The following is a 17,189-nucleotide window of genomic DNA, read 5'->3' as shown; positions in this document are numbered from 1 at the left end:
GTCCGGGGATTTGCGGAGGGTGGGTCTCCGGCTAAATCCCATATAGAGGTATTCAATGACCAAGAGCGTGCAGGCCGGTACGTCCTTATGGTTGCCGCCATGGCGACTGGACTGGGACCTGCTGACTCACCGGTGATCGACCTCGGGCCGGTGGCCACCGTGGTGGTGGAGACGCCCCTGGAGAGCGCGGAGCACTGGCTCGCGCGGCACCGGACCTGGCTGCGTGAGGCCGTCACCGAGCACGGCGCGCTGCTGGTGCGCGGGCTGGGGCTGGACGGGCGGGCCGCCGTGGCGGCCGGCGTGGGCGCCCTGGTCGACGCCCCCTTCGTGGAGCGGGAGGGCTTCGCGCACCGCGAGGTGTACGGCCCCGGCGTGTACTCCTCCGCCGAATGGGCGGACTACCTGCCCATGTGCATGCACCACGAGGTGAGTTACGCCCGCAACTTCCCCGGCCTGATGATGTTCGGCTGCCTGGCGGCGGGCGAGTCGGGCGGTGAGATCGAGGTGGCCGACGCCGCGGCGATCGCCCAGGCGCTCCCGGCGGATCTGGTCGCCGGTTTCCGGAGCGCGGGCTGGCAGCTCACCCGCAACTACTACCCCGAGAGCGGTCTGTCCTGGCAGGACGCCTTCGGGACCGCCGACCGCGCGGGCGTGGAGGCCCACTGCGCGGCAGGCGGCCTGACCTGGGAGTGGGGTCCGGAGGGCGAACTCAAGACCCGGCAGCGGCAGTCGGCCCTGCTGACCCACCCGCGCACCGGCCGCACCGCCTGGTTCAACCAGATCGCGTTCCTCAGCCGGTGGACTCTCGACCCCGCCATCCGGGAGTACCTGCTGGACGAGTACGGGGACGACGGGCTGCCCTTCGACACCGCCTACGGTGACGGCCGCCCGCTCGACGCCGAGACGGTGAGCCTGATCAACGCCACGTACGAGGCCCACGCCAGGACGGTCCAGTGGGGCGCCGGCGATCTGCTGGTCGTCGACAACATGTCCACCGCCCACAGCCGCCGGCCGTTCACCGGCCACCGCGAGGTGGTCGTGGCGATGGGCGATCCGGCCGACCGCGCCGAGTGCCACTGACGGCGCCCCGCCGGGGCCCGCGTGTCGATTGACGGGGGACAGGCCCGCCACGGGACCGTCCCGTGAGGATAGGGAGTGGAATCAATGCACATCGAGGTGCCGCCGTTCGGGGTGATCTCCGGGGCCCAGGTCCAACGCACGCTGCAGGGGCAGGAGCGCGAGGTGGTGGCGCTCATGGAGGCCGCCTACCGGGCCCATGGCAACGGCGACACGGTGAACCCGCCGTCGTACTTCCTGCGCTTCCCCGACCGGCCGACCGCGCGGATCATCGCGCTGCCCGCCTCGCTGGGCGGCGAGAGCCAGGTGGACGGCCTGAAGTGGATCTCCAGCTTCCCGGAGAACGTGGCCGCCGGCATCCCCCGGGCGTCGGCGGTGCTGTTGCTCAACGACCGCACCACCGGCTACCCGATGGCCTGCCTGGAGTCCTCGATCATCAGCGCCTCCCGCACCGCGGGCTCGGCGGCGCTGGCGGCCGACGCGCTCACCCGGCGGCACGGCCGTCCGCGGCGCATCGGGTTCTTCGGCGTGGGGCTGATCGCCCGCTACATCCACACCTACCTGGCCGGCACGGGGTGGACGTTCGACGAGGTCGGCGTGTACGACCTGCTGCCCGAGCACGCCGCGGGCTTCGGTGACTACCTCGGCCGCAGCGGAGCCGGCAAGGTGGTGCTCCACGAGAGCGCCGAGGACCTGATCCGCAGCTCGGACCTGGTGGTCTTCGCGACCGTGGCGGGGACTCCGCACGTCACCGACCCGTCCTGGTTCGACCACCACCCGCTGGTCCTGCACATCTCGCTGCGCGACCTGTCCCCCGAGATCGTGCTCGACTCCGTCAACATCGTCGACGACGTCGAACACTGCCTCAAGGCGGACACCTCGCCCCACCTGGCCGAACAGCTCAGTGGCAACCGGGACTTCCTCCACGGGACGCTCTTCGACGTCCTGGAGGGCCGGGCCCCCGACCACGACGGCAGCAGGACGCTGGTCTTCTCGCCCTTCGGCCTGGGGATCCTGGACCTGGCGCTGGGCAAGCACGTCTACGACCGGCTGTCGGCGGCCGGCGAGCTCACGGTCGTACCGGACTTCTTCCACGAGCTGAGCCGCTACGGAACCGGGGGGTGACGGCGTGCCCATCGTCGCCGCCCCTGAGCAGTTCAACCAGGAGGACCTCTACTTCGACCTCCGCCCCTCGCTGGGACTGCCGGTCTACCTCAAGTGCGAGGGGTTCAACTTCGCCGGGTCGATCAAGCTCAAGGCGGCCGTGTCGATGGTGGAGGCCGCCGAACGGCAGGGCCTGCTCCGCGAGGACTCCATCCTGATCGAGTCGTCCTCCGGCAATCTCGGGGTGGCGCTGAGCATGATCGCCGCCAGCCGGGGATACGCCTTCGAATGCGTCACCGACGCCCGGTGCAACCTGGCGACCCGGCTGATGATGGAGGCCATGGGCAGCCGGGTGCATGTGATCACCGAGCAGCACCCCGAGCGCGGACTGCTCGGCGCACGCCTGGACTACGTGCGGGAGAGGTGCGCCTCCGACCCGCGGTACGTGTGGCTCAACCAGCACGCCAACCCCAACAACTGGAAGGCCCACTACCGGACCACCGCGCCGGCGATAGCCCGCCAGTTCCCGGACCTGGACGTGCTGTTCGTCGGGGCCGGCACGACCGGCACCCTGATGGGCTGCGCCCGGTACTTCAAGAAGGCGCGCCCGCAGACCGTGATCGTCGCGGTGGACAGCGTCGGCTCGGTCACCTTCGGGGGGCCGCCGGGTCCCCGGATGATCCCGGGGCTGGGTACCGGAGTGCGGCCCCGCTTGCTGGACGAGTCCTTCGTGGATCATGTGGTGCACGTTCCGGAGGTGGAGACGGTCCAGGACTGCCACCATCTCTCCCGGGCCGGTTTCATGTTCGGCGGGTCCACCGGCACGGTCATCGCGGGCGCACGCCGCTGGCTGGCCGAACACCACCCCGCCGGCCCGATCACGGCGGTGGCGATCGCACCCGACCTGGGCGAGCGCTATCTCGACACCCTGTACCAACGCAACTGGGTCGACGCGGTCTACGGACCGGACGTCCTGGACGGGCTCACCGCCGACAGGCAGTACACCAACTGAATCCGCAACCGAGCACCCGCGCCTGGTCCCAGGGCGCGGGAGCACGAGAGCAAAGGAAGAGAAGATGTCCACGACCAACCCCTTCGAGGACAACGAGGCCGAGTACTACGTGCTGGTCAACGACGAGAACCAGCACTCGCTGTGGCCCGCCTACATCGAGGTCCCGGGCGGCTGGCGCGTCGCCTTCGGCCAGGACAAGCGGCAGGCGTGCCTGGAGTACGTCGAGCGGAACTGGACGGACATGCGGCCCAAGAGCCTCGCCACGGCCATGGGCTGACAGCGCTCCACCCCTCGCGGAGGCGCGGCGGCTGACACACCGAGTCGGACGCCGCGCCCAGCGGGGCCCCGGCGGGGCGGGACACGCAGGTGCCCGGGCCCGCCTCGGACCGCGCCGCGCCACGCGCGCCGGGTGCCGGTCGTATCCGGGTCGGCGGTGCGGCGGACGGTGCCGGCCAGGGTGCCGGACGGCCCCGGTCGACCATCGGGCCGGCGGTGCGCGAGCGTGCGCGGGGCGGCGGTACGGGCGGTGCCGGGCGCGGGCCGGCGGGCCCGCGGGGCCATATCGAAGTCTTCGCACTGGGATGGAGCGCGAGGATCCGACTGCGTACCGTGACGGCCGAATGCCCGGCAGCCCGGCGGAGGTCCGGCCCGGCGCGTTACGGACCGGACGCTCGGAGACGGCCGCCTCCGGCTTCGTCCACGATTCCGTTTCCCGACTCCCCCGCTGCCCGCACACCGGCGCACCCGTGTGCGGCACGCCGCTCACCGGCCCCTGGCCAGTGGCCCGGCGGCGGGCCGTATGCCCTGGGCCACCCGCCGTGGCGCCGCGGCAGCCCGATCCGGAACCTCCGGTTCACCGGCACCACACGACCGACTCCATGTCCGAGCAGAAGGGCGAGGGACTGTGACGGAACGGCTTGCGCGGTTCTGCCAGCGCTATCGATGGATCGTGGTGGTCGGATGGCTGGTGCTGGCGGTCGGCGGGGTGCTCTCCTCCGGCCCGGTGATGGACAGCATCGCGCAGCCCAAGTCCCCGGAGAACGTCGAGGCGTTCAAGGCCGACTCGGTCATCAAGGAGGAGAGCGACCGCGGGGAGTACGTCTTCGGCCTCTTGGACGGGGTCGACCCCAAGGACCCGAAGGTCCGCTCGGCGGTGAAGGCCGCCTCGGCCGACCTCGCCGAGGTCGCGGGGGTCCGCTCGGTCCAGAGCCCCTACAGCTCCTACTCCGCGTCCGACGGGCTGGTCGCCCGCGACGGCAAGGCGCTGCTGATCAGGGTGGAGCTGAAGAAGCTCGACGACGACGCCGAGAAGACCGCGGTGGACGCCGTCAGCGACCGGATCGACAAGCTCGACGAGGCCGTGCCGGGCGCCGCGGTGAAGGTCGGCGGTACGCCGGTGCGCAACGTCGAGGCGGGCGAGTCGGTCGGCAAGGACCTGGCGCGCAGCGAGTTGATCTCCCTGCCGCTGACCCTGATCGTGCTGGTCTTCGTCTTCGGCGGTCTGATCGCCGCGGGCCTGCCGCTGCTCGGCATGATCGCCACCCTGCTGACCTCCTTCATCCTGCTCCTCGGGTTCAGCCGGTTCGTGAACCTGGACGCCAATGTGGTCACCATCGTGGCCCTGCTCAGCCTGGGTCTGTCGATCGACTACGCGCTGCTGCTGGTCGCCCGGTACCGGGAGGAGCTGGCCGCCGGCCACGAGCCGGAGGAGGCGCTGCCCCGGGCCTGGGGGAGCGCGGGCCGGACCATCGTGTTCAGCGCCCTGACGGTCGCGGCCTCCCTGTGCGGGCTGCTGGTCTTCGACGTCTCGGGCCTCCAGGCCGTCGGCGCGGCCGGTATCGCCGCGGTGATCGGCGCGATGGTGACCTCTCTGACGCTGACCGCGGCGGTGCTGGGCTTCGCGCGTCGCCGCGTGCGCCCCTCGAAGCGGGCGCTCGGCGCCCGTACCCCCGGTGCCGAGGACGAGAACGGCGGCTTCGCCCGGCTCGCCGGCGCGGTGCAGAAGCGCCCGGTGCCGGTGCTCATCGCCTCGGTGGCCGTGCTGCTGCTGATGGGCGCCCCGATGCTCGGGGCCAACCTGAAGATGAACGGCGCCTCCGTGCTCCCCGCGGACCTGCCGTCGGTGCAGGTGGACACGGTCCTCAAGGAGCGCTTCGGGAAGGACGGCGACCCGGCGGTGGTCGTGGTGGCGCGCACCGACCCGGCCGCCCTGAACGCCTGGGCGAAGCGGCACCGCGAGGACCCCGGAGTGGTCGCGGTGAGCCAGGCCAAGCCGATCTCCGAGCGGCTGGCGGTGGTGGACTTCACGATCGAGGGCGCGTCGAACGGCACGGTCGCCAAGGAGCAGGTCGACCGGCTGCGCGCGGACCAGCCGGTGGCGGAGTCCTGGGTCACCGGGCCGACCGCCCAACTGGTCGACGCCCTGGGCCAGCTGGAGGACGGGCTGCCCTGGGCGGCCTTGGTGATGATCCTGTCGATGGGCGTGCTGCTCTTCCTGATGACCGGGTCGCTGATGATCCCGCTCAAGGCACTGCTGATGAACGTGGTCTCGCTGGGCGCGGCCTTCGGTGTCCTCGTCGCGGTGGTGCAGAAGGGCTGGCTCGCCTCGGCGCTGGGGATCACGGTGATCGGCGGGGTGGACCCGTTCATCCTCGTCTTCGTGCTGGCCTTCGCCTTCGGACTCTCCATGGACTACGAGGTGTTCCTGCTCAGCAGGGTCAGCGAACTGGTCGAGTCGGGCACCCCCAACGACACCGCGGTCCGCCTGGGGTTGCAGCGCTCCGGCCGCATCATCACCAGCGCGGCGCTGCTCATGATCATCGCCTTCGCGGCGTTCGTCACCGCGGACTTCGGCGCCATCCAGCAGATCGGCCTGGGGCTCTCCGTGGCCATCTTCGTGGACGCCACCATCGTCCGCTGCCTGCTGGTGCCCGCCACGATGACCCTGATGGGGCGGTGGAACTGGTGGGCCCCGGCGCCGCTGAAGCGGTTCCATGCCCGGTTCGGTCTGCGGGAGGGCGGCAGGCCCGCGCCGACCCCGGAGAAGGACACCGACAAGGCCCCGGAGGAGGGCCCGGAGAAGGCCGTGCCGATCGATGTCTGATCCGGACCCCCGGCCGTTCGATCCCGTTAAGGAGGCTGGCGTGGAGTACGCCATAGAGGCCGAGGGCCTCTCCAAGAGCTACGGAAACCACCAGGCCCTGAAAGACCTGACCATGTCGGTGCCGACCGGCTCGATCCTCGGGCTGCTCGGGCCCAACGGCTGCGGCAAGACGACCACGGTCCGGTGCCTGACGACCCTGTTGAAGCCGGACTCCGGGCGCGCCCGGATCGCCGGCCTGGACGTGGTCGAGCAGCCCAAGGAGGTACGCCGCAGGATCGGCCTGGCCGGTCAGTACGCCGCGGTGGACGAGCGGCTCACCGGCCTGGAGAACCTCCGGCTGATCGGCACCCTCTACCACCTGGGCCGCAAGACCGTGCACAGCCGGGTGGACGATCTGCTGGAGCGCTTCGACCTGACCGAGGCGGCCCACCGGCAGGTCAAGACCTACTCCGGCGGTATGCGCCGGCGGCTGGACCTGGCCGCGAGCCTGCTGGCCGACCCGGCGGTGGTGTTCCTGGACGAGCCGACCACCGGCCTGGACCTGCCCAACCGCATCGCCATGTGGGAACTGGTCAGGGAGCAGGCGGCCAAGGGCGCCACGGTGCTGCTGACCACGCAGTACCTGGAGGAGGCCGACCAGCTCGCCGACCGGATCGTGGTGCTCGCCAAGGGCGAGGTGATCGCCGAGGGCACCCCCGACGAGTTGAAGGCCAGTGTCGGCGGGGAGCGCCTGGAGGTCACCGTCGAGGACGCCTCCCGGGCCGAGGCGGTGGCCAAGGCGCTCACCGACTGGGGCGTGGGCACCGCCACCGTCGGGGAGGGCGGCCGGCGGGTGTCGGTCCCCGTGGACGCCGGCATGGAAGCGGTCGCCTCGGCGGTCGCGGCCCTGAAGGGCGAGGGTTCGCGGATCACGGACTTCAGTCTGCGCAAGCCCACTCTCGACGATGTGTTTCTCAGCCTGACCGGGCACGACGCGGGTGCGCCGGACGCGGCGTCGGACCCGGGAACGGAGGAGTCATGAGCGAGTTCGTCAGCGATGGCTGGGCACTGATCGGGCGCCACCTGCGGCACATCGCCCGGGTGCCGCAGAAGCTGCTGTCCGTCACCATCATGCCGGTGGCCTTCGTGCTGGCCTTCGGCTACGTCCTCGGCAGCGCCATGGAGGTGCCGGGGGTCGAGTACCGCGAGTACTTCATGGCCGGGGTGTTCACCCAGGTCATGGTGGCCGGGATGACCTCCACCGGGGTGGGCGTCTGCGAGGACCTGGGCAACGGTCTGATGGACCGCTTCCGCTCGCTGCCGATGTCCCGCTCGGCGGTGCTGATCGGGCGCACGGTCTCCGACCTGCTGCTGTCGGCGATCGCCTGTGTGGTGATGTCCGTGGTCGGCTTCGCCATCGGCTGGCGGATCCACACCGGATTCTGGTCCGCGCTGGGCGGCTTCGCGCTGCTGCTGCTGCTCGGCTTCGTCGCCATCTGGGGCGGGGCGCTGCTGGGTCTGGCGCTGCGGAACGCGGAGGCGGTCAGCTCGCTCGGCTTCGTCATCGTGATGCCGTTCATGTTCCTCTCCAGCGCCTTCGTACCGCTGAACGGGCTGCCGCACTGGCTGCGCGAGGTCGCCAAGTGGAACCCGCTGAGCGCGGTGACCGACTCCTGCCGCGAGCTGTGGGGCAACGAGACCACGGCCGCGGGCACCGGTTTCCCGGCGGAGCACCCCGGCACGGTGGCGCTGGTGGTGCTGGTGGCGATGTTCCTGATCATCGTCCCGATGGCGGTCCGCAGCTTCGGCAAGGCCACGGCACGGTAGGCCCTGCCCAGCCGACCATTGCCGGGCTCGCGTGCCCTGGCACGTACTCCCCCCAGCTACCTCCCCCAGCTACCTCCCCCAGCTACCGCTGGGGGTGCCCCCAGGGGTGCCCCCAGGGGTGTGCCCCCACGCGGCGTTGTTGGCAGTCTCCCCCGAGCTCTCGGCTTCTCCCCCATGAGCAGGGAGGGACCCCCAAGGCTCCGCGGTGGCTCCCTCCTCCGCCTTGCATCCGCACGCACCAGAACCCGCTCCCTGATCCAGCATGATCGACCGGACAGGACCCAGATGACCGACCCCGACGCACCCCGGACCCTGCTGGACGCCGCCATGCCCCGGTGGCACTTCCGGGAGCACCACACCAGACCGGTTCCGGCCCGGCGGGGCGAGGCGGTGCTCGCCGCGCTCCCCGAGGTCACCTGGTCCGAAGTGCCGGTCTTCGCCGGTCTGCTGCGGGTCGGCAGCCTCGGCAAGCTGCGGCGCGACCCGGCCCGGCCGGTCCTGGAGGACATGCGGGCGAGCGGGTTCCGGGTGCTGGCCCGCACCGACGACGAGTTCGTGATGGTCGCGGTCTCCGGCGGTGAGGAGTTCCCGGCCGAGGACGACACTCCCGGGCCGATGGAGTGGTTCCGCACCTACGCGCCCCCGGGCTCGACCAAGGTGGCCTTCAACGCCCGGGTGCGCGGCGGGGTGTTGAGCACCGAGACCCGGGTCTTCGCCGCCGACGAACCGGCACGGCGCGCGTTCCGCGCCTACTGGATGCTGGTACGGCTGCCGGGCGGACTGGTCCGCCGGGAGCTGCTGCGGGCCATGGGGCGCAGGGCCGGACGCGCCGGCCAGGGGCCATCGGCTCCACCGCCCACGGGCGGGCGCGGCAGCGGACAGCGGTGACGCCGGCGCCGGCCGCGCGGACGGGCATCGCGGCCGGCGCACCGGCCGTTCCCCACGGTGTCCCACGCCCCGCGGCCTCGCGGACGCGAAGCTTGCCGCGGACCCGGTCGGCAGGGATCGCCGGAGCGCCGCAAGTCCTCCGGTGGCCCACGGTCCGTCCGGCGCACCACCGTCGCTGACCTGGTCCGCAAGGATCGCCGGAGGCCCTCGCGGCCACCGGTGGCCCACGCTCCGTTTGGCGAACGGCGGCGTATGCGAAGGCCAATCACGGCGTACTGCAAAGAACTCTATTCACGATTGCCTACGGTCAGGGCCCCTTCATAGCGTGAACGGCCGGTCAGCCCATGGCTGAAGGCGCGAGCGGCCAGGTGCGAGCACGCAGGGCGACCGGGGTGGGAACGTTCGACATCAGGGGAAACGAAATGTCCGTAGTGCCTGCTGGAACCATCGGTCTGACCGCGGCCCAGCGCGGCATGTGGTTCGCGCAGCGACTGGACCCGGCCAACCCGATCTACAACCTCGCCGAGTACGTCGACCTGCGCGGACCACTGGACCGCGACCTGTTCACCGAGGCCCTGCGCCGGGTGCTGGCGGAGGCCCAGGCCATGCGCGCCACCTTCCACGAGCACGACGGGGAGCCCGTCCAGCGGCTGGCCCCGGTCTCCCCCACCCCGGTGGAGTCGGTCGACGTCAGCGGGGCGCCCGACCCCGAGGCGGCGGCCATGGAGTGGATGCTCGCCGACGCCCGCCGCGCCCTGGACCCGGCCCGCGACCCGCTCTGTCACTTCGCCCTGCTGGACCTGGGCCCCGACCACGTCCAGTGGTACTACCGGGCCCACCACATGGTGCTCGACGGTTTCAGCGGCGACCTGGTCGCCGGCCGGGTCGCGGAGCTGTACCGGGAGCTGTCCGGCGCCCAGCCGGCGGACGCCGGGCGGCCCTTCGGCGAGCTGGCCGAGCTGGTGGCGGCGGACGCCGAGTACCGCACCTCGCCCGCGCACGCCAAGGACCGGCAGTACTGGCTCGACCGCTTCGCCGACCGGCCCGAGCCGGTCAGCCTGTCCGGCACCCAGCCCTCGATGCCCGCCACCTTCGTACGGCGCAGCGACCGCCTGCCGGACTCGGTCCACGAGGGGCTGCGCGAGCTGGCCGGCGAGACCCGGGCCAGCTGGCCGGCGGTCACCGTCGCCGCCATCGCCCTCTACATGGCCAAGATGACGGGCAGTACGGACATCGTCCTGGGGCTGCCCGTCGCCGCGCGCCGCACCCCGGCCGCCAAGCACACCCCCGGCATGGTCTCCAACGTGCTGCCGCTGCGGGTCCCGGTGGACCCGAGGGCCACCGTCGCCGAGCTGGTCAAGGCCGCCTCCGAGGCGATGCACGGCGCCCTGCGCCACCAGCGCTACCGCTATGAGGACCTGCGCCGCGAGCTGGGACTGATGAGCGAGGGCCGCCGCCTGGTCGGTCCCCAGGTCAACATCCTGATGTTCGACTCGCAGTTCGCGATCCCCGGCTGCCGCACGGTCTCCCGCAGCCTCACCGTCGGCCCCAACGACGACATGACCTTCGTGGTGGACGCCCGGCCGGTGCGCGGCGGCCTGGCGATCGACCTGCACGCCAACGGTGAGGTCTACCGGCCCGAGCAGCTGCGGGGGCACAGCGAGCGGTTCGCCACCCTGCTGGACCGGTTCGCCGGCTCCGCGCCCGACCGTCCGCTGTCCGAGATCGAGGTGACCACCGCCGCCGAGCGCGAGCGGGTCCTGCACGGCTGGAACGCCACCGAGCGGCCGCCGGGCACCCTCACGGCGCTGCTGGAGGCCCAGGCCGTCCGCACCCCCTCGGCCGAGGCGCTCGCCTTCGAGGACCAGACGCTGACCTACCGCGAGCTGAACGCCCGCGCCAACCAGCTCGCCCACCGGCTCCGGGAGCTGGGAGCGGGCCCCGAGGGGCACGTCGCCGTGGCGCTGCCCCGCAGCACCGAGCTGGTGGTGGCGCTGCTTGCCACCCTCAAGGCCGGTGCGGCCTACGTACCACTCGATCCGGGCTACCCACAGGACCGGATCGAGTTCGTCCTCGATGACGTACGCCCGGCGGTGGTGCTCACCTGCGAGAGCGTCGCCGCCGGGCTGCCGCGGGCCGGCGGCCCCCACCTGGTGCTCGACGACCCGGCGACCCGTGCGGAACTGGCCCGCCTCGGCACCGACGACCTGGCCGACACGGACCGCACCCAGCCGCTGCGCCCGGCGCACCCCGCGTACCTCATCTACACCTCCGGCTCCACCGGCCGGCCCAAGGGCGTCCTCGTCCCGCACGCCGGGATCGTCAACCGCCTCCAGTGGATGCAGTGGCGGTACCGGCTGACCGGCGAGGACCGCGTCCTGCAGAAGACGCCCTCCGGCTTCGACGTGTCGGTCTGGGAGTTCTTCTGGCCGCTCACCCAGGGCGCCACCCTGGTCCTGGCCCGGCCCGAGGGCCACAAGGACCCCGCCTACCTCGCCGAGATCATCGAACGGCAGTCCGTCACCACCCTGCACTTCGTACCGTCGATGCTCCAGGCCTTCCTGTCCCGCCCGGCCGCCGACCGGACCCTGCCCTCGCTGCGGCGGGTGATGTGCAGCGGCGAGGCGCTGCCGCGCGAGGCCCAGCGCCAGTTCTTCGCCCAATTCCCCGAGGTGGAGCTGCACAACCTGTACGGCCCCACCGAGGCGTCCGTGGACGTCACCGCCTGGCAGTGCCGGCCCGGCGACGAGGGCGACAGCGTGCCGATCGGCGCGCCCGTGTGGAACACCCGCACCTACGTGCTCGACGCCGCGCTCCGCCCGGTGCCGGCCGGGGTGCCGGGCGAGCTGTACCTCTCCGGCGTGCAGCTGGCCCGCGGCTACCTCAACCGCGGCCCGCTGACCGCGGAACGCTTCGTCGCCGACCCCTTCCGCACCGGCGAGCGGATGTACCGCACCGGCGACCTGGCCAGCTGGCGCGAGGACGGCAACCTGACCTACCTGGGCCGCTCGGACGACCAGATCAAGCTCCGGGGCTTCCGGATCGAACTGGGCGAGATCGAGACCGCGCTGGCCGAAACGGACACCGTCGCCCAGGCCGCGGTGATCGTCCGCGAGGACGGCCCCGGCGGCAAGCAGCTCGTCGGCTACGCCACCCCGGCGCCGGGCGCCGCCCCCGACCCGGCCGCCCTCCGGCGCGAACTCGGCGAGCGCCTGCCGGAGTACATGGTCCCCTCGGCGATCGTGGTACTCGACGCGCTCCCCACCACCGCCAACGGCAAGCTGGACCGCCGGGCCCTGCCCGCCCCCGACTACGGCGCCCTCACCACCGGCACCGGCCCGCGCGACGAGGTCGAGGCGATCCTCTGCCGGGCCTTCGCCGAGGTGCTCGGCGTGGAGCGGGTCGGCGTCACCGACAACTTCTTCGACCTCGGCGGCGACAGCATCGTCGCGATGCGGCTGATCGCCCGCGTCCGCCGCGACGGACTGGCCTTCACCGCGGAGGACATCTTCGCCGCCAAGACCGTCGAGGCGCTGGCCCCCCAGGTCACCGCCGTCCAGGACGACCCGGCCGACCAGCCGGCCCCCACCGGCGAGGCCCCGGCCACCCCGATCATGCACTGGCTGCGCGAACGCGGCGGATCCATCGACCGCTTCAGCCAGTACGTCCTGCTCCAGACCCCGCGCGGGCTGCGCGCCGAGCACCTCGCCGAAGCGCTGCGCACCCTGCTCGACCGCCACCCGGTGCTGCGCTCGCGCCTGGTGACCGAGCCCACCTGGCGGCTGGACGTCCCCGCCGAGCCGACGGCGGACGTACCGCTGGAGACCGTGCCCGCGGCCGACCTGGCACCCGAGGCGCTGGAGGTCCTCACCGCCACCCACCGGGAGGCCGCGGGCGACCGGCTGCGGCCCCGGGACGGGGAGATGGTCCGGGCGGTCTGGTTCGACGCCGGCCCCCACCAGCCCGGCCGGCTCCTGCTGGTCGCCCACCACCTGGTGGTCGACGGCGTGTCCTGGCGGGTCCTGCTGGAGGAGTTGGCGCAGGCCCATGCCGCCGCGGCTGCGGGAGCGCCCCCGCGGCCGGAGGCCGCCGGCACCTCCTTCCGCAGCTGGGCCGGCCGTTTGGAGGCCCAGGCACAGGCACCGGAGCGGGTCGCGGAGCTGGCCGACTGGGCGAAGACCGCCGCCCACCCCGCCCCGCTGCTGCCGGGCGGCCCCCGGTTGGACGCGGCCCGCGACACCCAGGGCACCCTGCGCCGGCTGGACACGGTGCTCTCACCCGAGACCACCGAAGCCCTGCTGACCACGGTCCCCGCCAGGATCAACGGCAACGTCACGGACGTCCTGCTCACCGCGCTGATGATGGCCCTCCCGCAGTGGCGCGAGGCGGGCTGGGCCGAGGACGGACGCCTCACCGTGGCCCTGGAGGGCCACGGCCGCACCCCGCTCGCCGACACGGACGACCTGTCCCGCTCGGTGGGCTGGTTCACCTCGCTGTACCCGGTGACGCTCCACCTCGACCCGAGCGAGGCGCGAGCCGCCGCGGCCGGCGGCGGCGCGGCCGACCGCGCCCTGAAGGACATCAAGGAGCAACTCCGCTCGGTCCCCGGCGACGGGATCGGCTACGGCCTGCTCCGCCACCTCAACCAGGACACGGCCGGCGAACTGGCCGGCGGCCCCGGCGCGGACGTGGGCTTCAACTACCTCGGGCGCTTCGACTCGGCCGCCGAAGGCCCCGACGACTGGGGGCTCGCCCCCGGGGAGTCGGTCGGCGGCATGTCGGATCCCGCCATGCCCGCGGCGTACCACCTGGACGTCAACGCCCTGGTACGCGGCGGCCCGGACGGGAACCGCCTCACCGCCCAGTGGTCCTGGCCACCGCAGGTGCTCGACACCGGCACAGTCGGCAGGCTCGCCACCCTCTGGCAGCACTGCCTGGAGACGCTCGTCGAGAGCGCGCACGGATCCGCGACGACCGCGGGCCCCACCCCCTCGGACCTCACCCTGAACACCCTGAGCCAGACCGAGCTGGACGCGTTGGAAGACGAGCTGGGACAAGAATGGGAGATCGCGTAGTGAAGCAGTCACGGATCGAAGACATCCTCCCCCTCTCGCCCCTCCAGGCGGGCCTGCTCTTCCACGCCCGCTACGACGCGCAGGGCGCGGACGTCTACACGGTGCAGTTCGCCCTCTCCCTGCGCGGCCCGCTCGACGTCGCCGCGCTGCGCCAGGCCGCCGGCCGGCTGCTGGAGCGCCACGCGGGGCTGCGGGTCAGCTTCCGCACCCGCGCCAACGGCGACCCCATCCAGGTGGTGCACCGCTCCGTACCGGTGCAGTTCACCGAGCACGACCTGCGCGAGCTCGGCCCCGACGAGCGCACCCGGGAACACCAGCGCCTGATCGCCGAGGACCGGGCCCAGCGGTTCAACCCCGCCGCGCCCCCGCTGCTGCGCTTCACCCTCATCCGGCTGGACGAGGAGAGCCACGACCTGCTGCTGACCAACCACCACATCCTGCTGGACGGCTGGTCGATGCCGCTGCTCGTCCAGGAGCTGTTCACCCTCTACACCGACCCCACCGGCCGGCAGCTGGCCCCCGCCGTCCCCTACCGGAACTACCTGGCCTGGCTGAGCCGCCAGGACCAGGCGGAGCACCTGGCGGCCTGGGCCGAGATGCTGGACGGCGTCGAGGAGGCCACCCTCCTCGCCCCCGGCGCCGCCCCGGACGCCCACCGGACCCCGGCCAACCACGTCATCGAGCTGCCGGCGGAACTCACCGAGGAGCTGGGGACGTTCGCGCGCCGCCACGGCCTGACGGTGAACACCGTGATGCAGGGCGCCTGGTCGATCCTGCTGGCCCGGCACACCGGCCGCGACGACGTCACCTTCGGCACCACCCTCGCGGGGCGCCCCGCCGAGGTCGCGGGCTCGGACTCCATGGTCGGCCTGTTCATCAACACCGTCCCGGTCCGGGCGCGGGTCCGCCCCGAGGAGACGGTGCTGCCCCTGCTGACCCGCCTCCAGCAGCAGAGCCTGCGCATCGCCCGGCACCAGTACCTGGGCCTCGCGGAGATCCAGCGCGAGACGGGCGCCGGCACCCTTTTCGACTCGATCGTCGTCTTCGAGAACTTCCCGCACGACCAGCAGATCGCGATCCCGGGCACCGACCTGCGGGTCGTCCAGGTGACCCCGCACGACGCGACCCACTACCCGCTGGCCCTGGTCATGGCGCCTGGCGAGCGGCTGTCCCTGCGCTTCAACTACCAGGTGGAGGCGGTCAGCCAGGCCGAGGTGGAGAGCCTGGCCCAGCGCCTGGTCACGGTGGTCACCTCCATCCTCCGCGCGCCCGAGCAGCGGGTCGCGGCCATCGACGTGCTGGGTGAGGTGGAGCGCGCCCGGGTGCTGGAGGAGTGGAACGACACCTCCCGCGAGGCCCTCGCCCCGCAGACCCTGCCCGCGCTCTTCGAACGGCAGGTCGCGGCCACCCCGGACGCCGTCGCGGTGGTGCACGGGGACACCGAGCTGACCTACGCCGAGTTGGACGCCCGCGCCAACCGGCTGGCCCACTGGCTGATTGGCCAGGGAGTAGGGCCCGAGTCCTTCGTGGCCGTGGTCATGCCCCGCTCGGTGGAGCTGATCACCTCGCTGCTGGCCATCACCAAGGCCGGCGGCGCCTACGTACCGGTCGACCCCGGCTACCCGGCCGACCGGATGAGCTACATGCTCGCCGACGCCGCCCCGGTCGCCGTCCTCACCCTGGCCGACACCGCCCAGGTGCTCGCGGACATCGCCACCAGCGCGCCCGTCCACACCCTCGACTCCCCCGCCACCAGCGCGGACATCGCCGGCCAGGCCACCGGGCCCGTCAGCGACCAGCACCGCGCCGAGCCGCTGGGCGTCCACCACCCCGCGTACGTCATCTACACCTCCGGCTCCACCGGCCGCCCCAAGGGCGTGGTGGTCAGCCACCACGGCATCACCCACCTCACGGCCGCCGAGATCGAGGGCTTCGCGGTGGAGCGCACCAGCCGCGTCCTCCAGTTCTCCTCGCCGAGCTTCGACGCCTCCGTGCTGGAGGTGTGCATGAGCCTGCTGGCCGGATCGACCCTGGTGGTGCCCACCGAACGGCTCCTGGCGGGCGAGGACCTGGGCCGGGTGCTGTCCGACTCCCGGATCACCCACGCCCTGATCTCCCCCGCCGCGCTGGCCAGCGTGCCGGAGACGGCGCTGCCCGACTTCCACACCCTGATCGTCGGTGGCGAGGCGGTTGGTGGGGACCTGGTGGAACGGTGGTCCCCGGGACGCCGCATGGTCAACGCCTACGGGCCGACCGAGTCCACCGTCTGCGCCACCATGAGCCGCCCCCTCACCAGCGACGACACCACCATCCCCATCGGGCAGCCGGTCAACGGCACCCACGTCTACGTCCTGGACGCCGCCCTCCAGCCGGTGGCCCCGGGCGTCATCGGCGAGCTCTACATCGCCGGCGCCGGCCTGGCCCGCGGCTACTGGAACCGGCCCGACCTGACCTCCGAACGCTTCATCGCCTGCCCCTTCAGCAGGAATGGCGAGCGCATGTACCGCACCGGCGACCTCGCCCGCTGGACCCAGGACGGCAACCTCGTCTTCGCCGGACGCGCGGACGACCAGGTCAAGATCCGCGGCTTCCGCATCGAACTCGGCGAGATCGAAAACGTCCTCACCAACCACCCCGACGTCCACCAGGCCGTCGCCATCGTCCGCGAGGACACCCCCGGCGACCGCCGCCTGGTCGCCTACACCACCCCCACCCCCGGCGCCGTGACCAACGTCGAGGCCCTGCGGACCTGGGCAGCCGGACACCTGCCCGAATACATGGTCCCCACCATCGTCACCCTCACCACCCTGCCGCTGACCCCCAACGGCAAGCTCGACCGCAAGGCCCTGCCCGAACCCGACCACACCACCACCGGCACCAACAGCCGCGCCAGCCGCAGCGCACAGGAAGAAATCCTGTGCACCCTCTTCGCGGAGATCCTGAACGTCCCCACCATCGGGGTGAACGACAACTTCTTCACCCTCGGCGGACACTCACTCCTGGCCACCCGCCTCATCTCCCCCAACGGCAAGCTCGACCGCAAGGCCCTGCCCGAACCCGACCACACCACCACCGGCACCAACAGCCGCGCCAGCCGCAGCGCACAGGAAGAAATCCTGTGCAC

10 protein-coding genes are annotated in these 17,189 nt (G+C 72.4%); all 10 read left to right on the top strand.

Going from position 1 to position 17,189, the window contains the following annotated elements; genetic code table 11:
- Positions 1-99: 99 nt before the first annotated feature.
- Positions 100-1,080, top strand: a complete 981-nt coding sequence (locus E4099_RS14935) for a TauD/TfdA family dioxygenase (protein WP_135339538.1) — start codon at positions 100-102, stop codon at positions 1,078-1,080.
- A gap of 84 nt (positions 1,081-1,164) precedes the next feature.
- Positions 1,165-2,202, top strand: a complete 1,038-nt coding sequence (sbnB, locus tag E4099_RS14930; protein ID WP_135339539.1) for a 2,3-diaminopropionate biosynthesis protein SbnB — start codon at positions 1,165-1,167, stop codon at positions 2,200-2,202.
- A gap of 4 nt (positions 2,203-2,206) precedes the next feature.
- Positions 2,207-3,193: a 2,3-diaminopropionate biosynthesis protein SbnA gene (gene sbnA, locus E4099_RS14925; RefSeq protein WP_135339537.1), complete on the top strand. Its 987-nt coding sequence runs from the start codon at positions 2,207-2,209 to the stop codon at positions 3,191-3,193.
- Between the two features lie 64 nt (positions 3,194-3,257).
- Positions 3,258-3,470, top strand: a complete 213-nt coding sequence (locus tag E4099_RS14920; RefSeq protein ID WP_135339536.1) for an MbtH family protein — start codon at positions 3,258-3,260, stop codon at positions 3,468-3,470.
- Between the two features lie 627 nt (positions 3,471-4,097).
- Positions 4,098-6,296, top strand: coding sequence for an MMPL family transporter (locus E4099_RS14915; RefSeq protein ID WP_167828387.1), 2,199 nt, complete (start codon positions 4,098-4,100; stop codon positions 6,294-6,296).
- Positions 6,297-6,336: 40 nt separating this feature from the next.
- A complete protein-coding gene (locus E4099_RS14910; RefSeq protein ID WP_135339534.1) occupies positions 6,337-7,317 on the top strand; it encodes an ATP-binding cassette domain-containing protein in 981 nt (326 codons plus the stop codon).
- Complete coding sequence (locus E4099_RS14905; RefSeq protein ID WP_135339533.1) at positions 7,314-8,102, top strand: ABC transporter permease; 789 nt, start codon at positions 7,314-7,316, stop codon at positions 8,100-8,102. The genes E4099_RS14910 and E4099_RS14905 overlap by 4 nt, the downstream gene beginning before the upstream one ends.
- Positions 8,103-8,387: 285 nt before the next feature.
- Positions 8,388-8,990: a hypothetical protein gene (locus tag E4099_RS14900; protein ID WP_135339532.1), complete on the top strand. Its 603-nt coding sequence runs from the start codon at positions 8,388-8,390 to the stop codon at positions 8,988-8,990.
- 422 nt (positions 8,991-9,412) lie between these two features.
- Positions 9,413-14,065 carry a non-ribosomal peptide synthetase gene (locus E4099_RS14895; RefSeq protein ID WP_167828386.1) on the top strand — a complete coding sequence of 1,551 codons (4,653 nt, stop codon included), beginning with the start codon at positions 9,413-9,415 and terminating at the stop codon, positions 14,063-14,065.
- The coding region (locus E4099_RS14890) for a non-ribosomal peptide synthetase (protein WP_167828385.1) at positions 14,065-17,189 on the top strand (3,125 nt) is incomplete at its 3' end. The genes E4099_RS14895 and E4099_RS14890, both read left to right, overlap by 1 nt.

The organism is Streptomyces palmae (assembly GCF_004684805.1).
Taxonomy (GTDB): domain Bacteria; phylum Actinomycetota; class Actinomycetes; order Streptomycetales; family Streptomycetaceae; genus Streptomyces; species Streptomyces palmae.
This window is presented reverse-complemented; position numbering and strand designations above follow the sequence as displayed.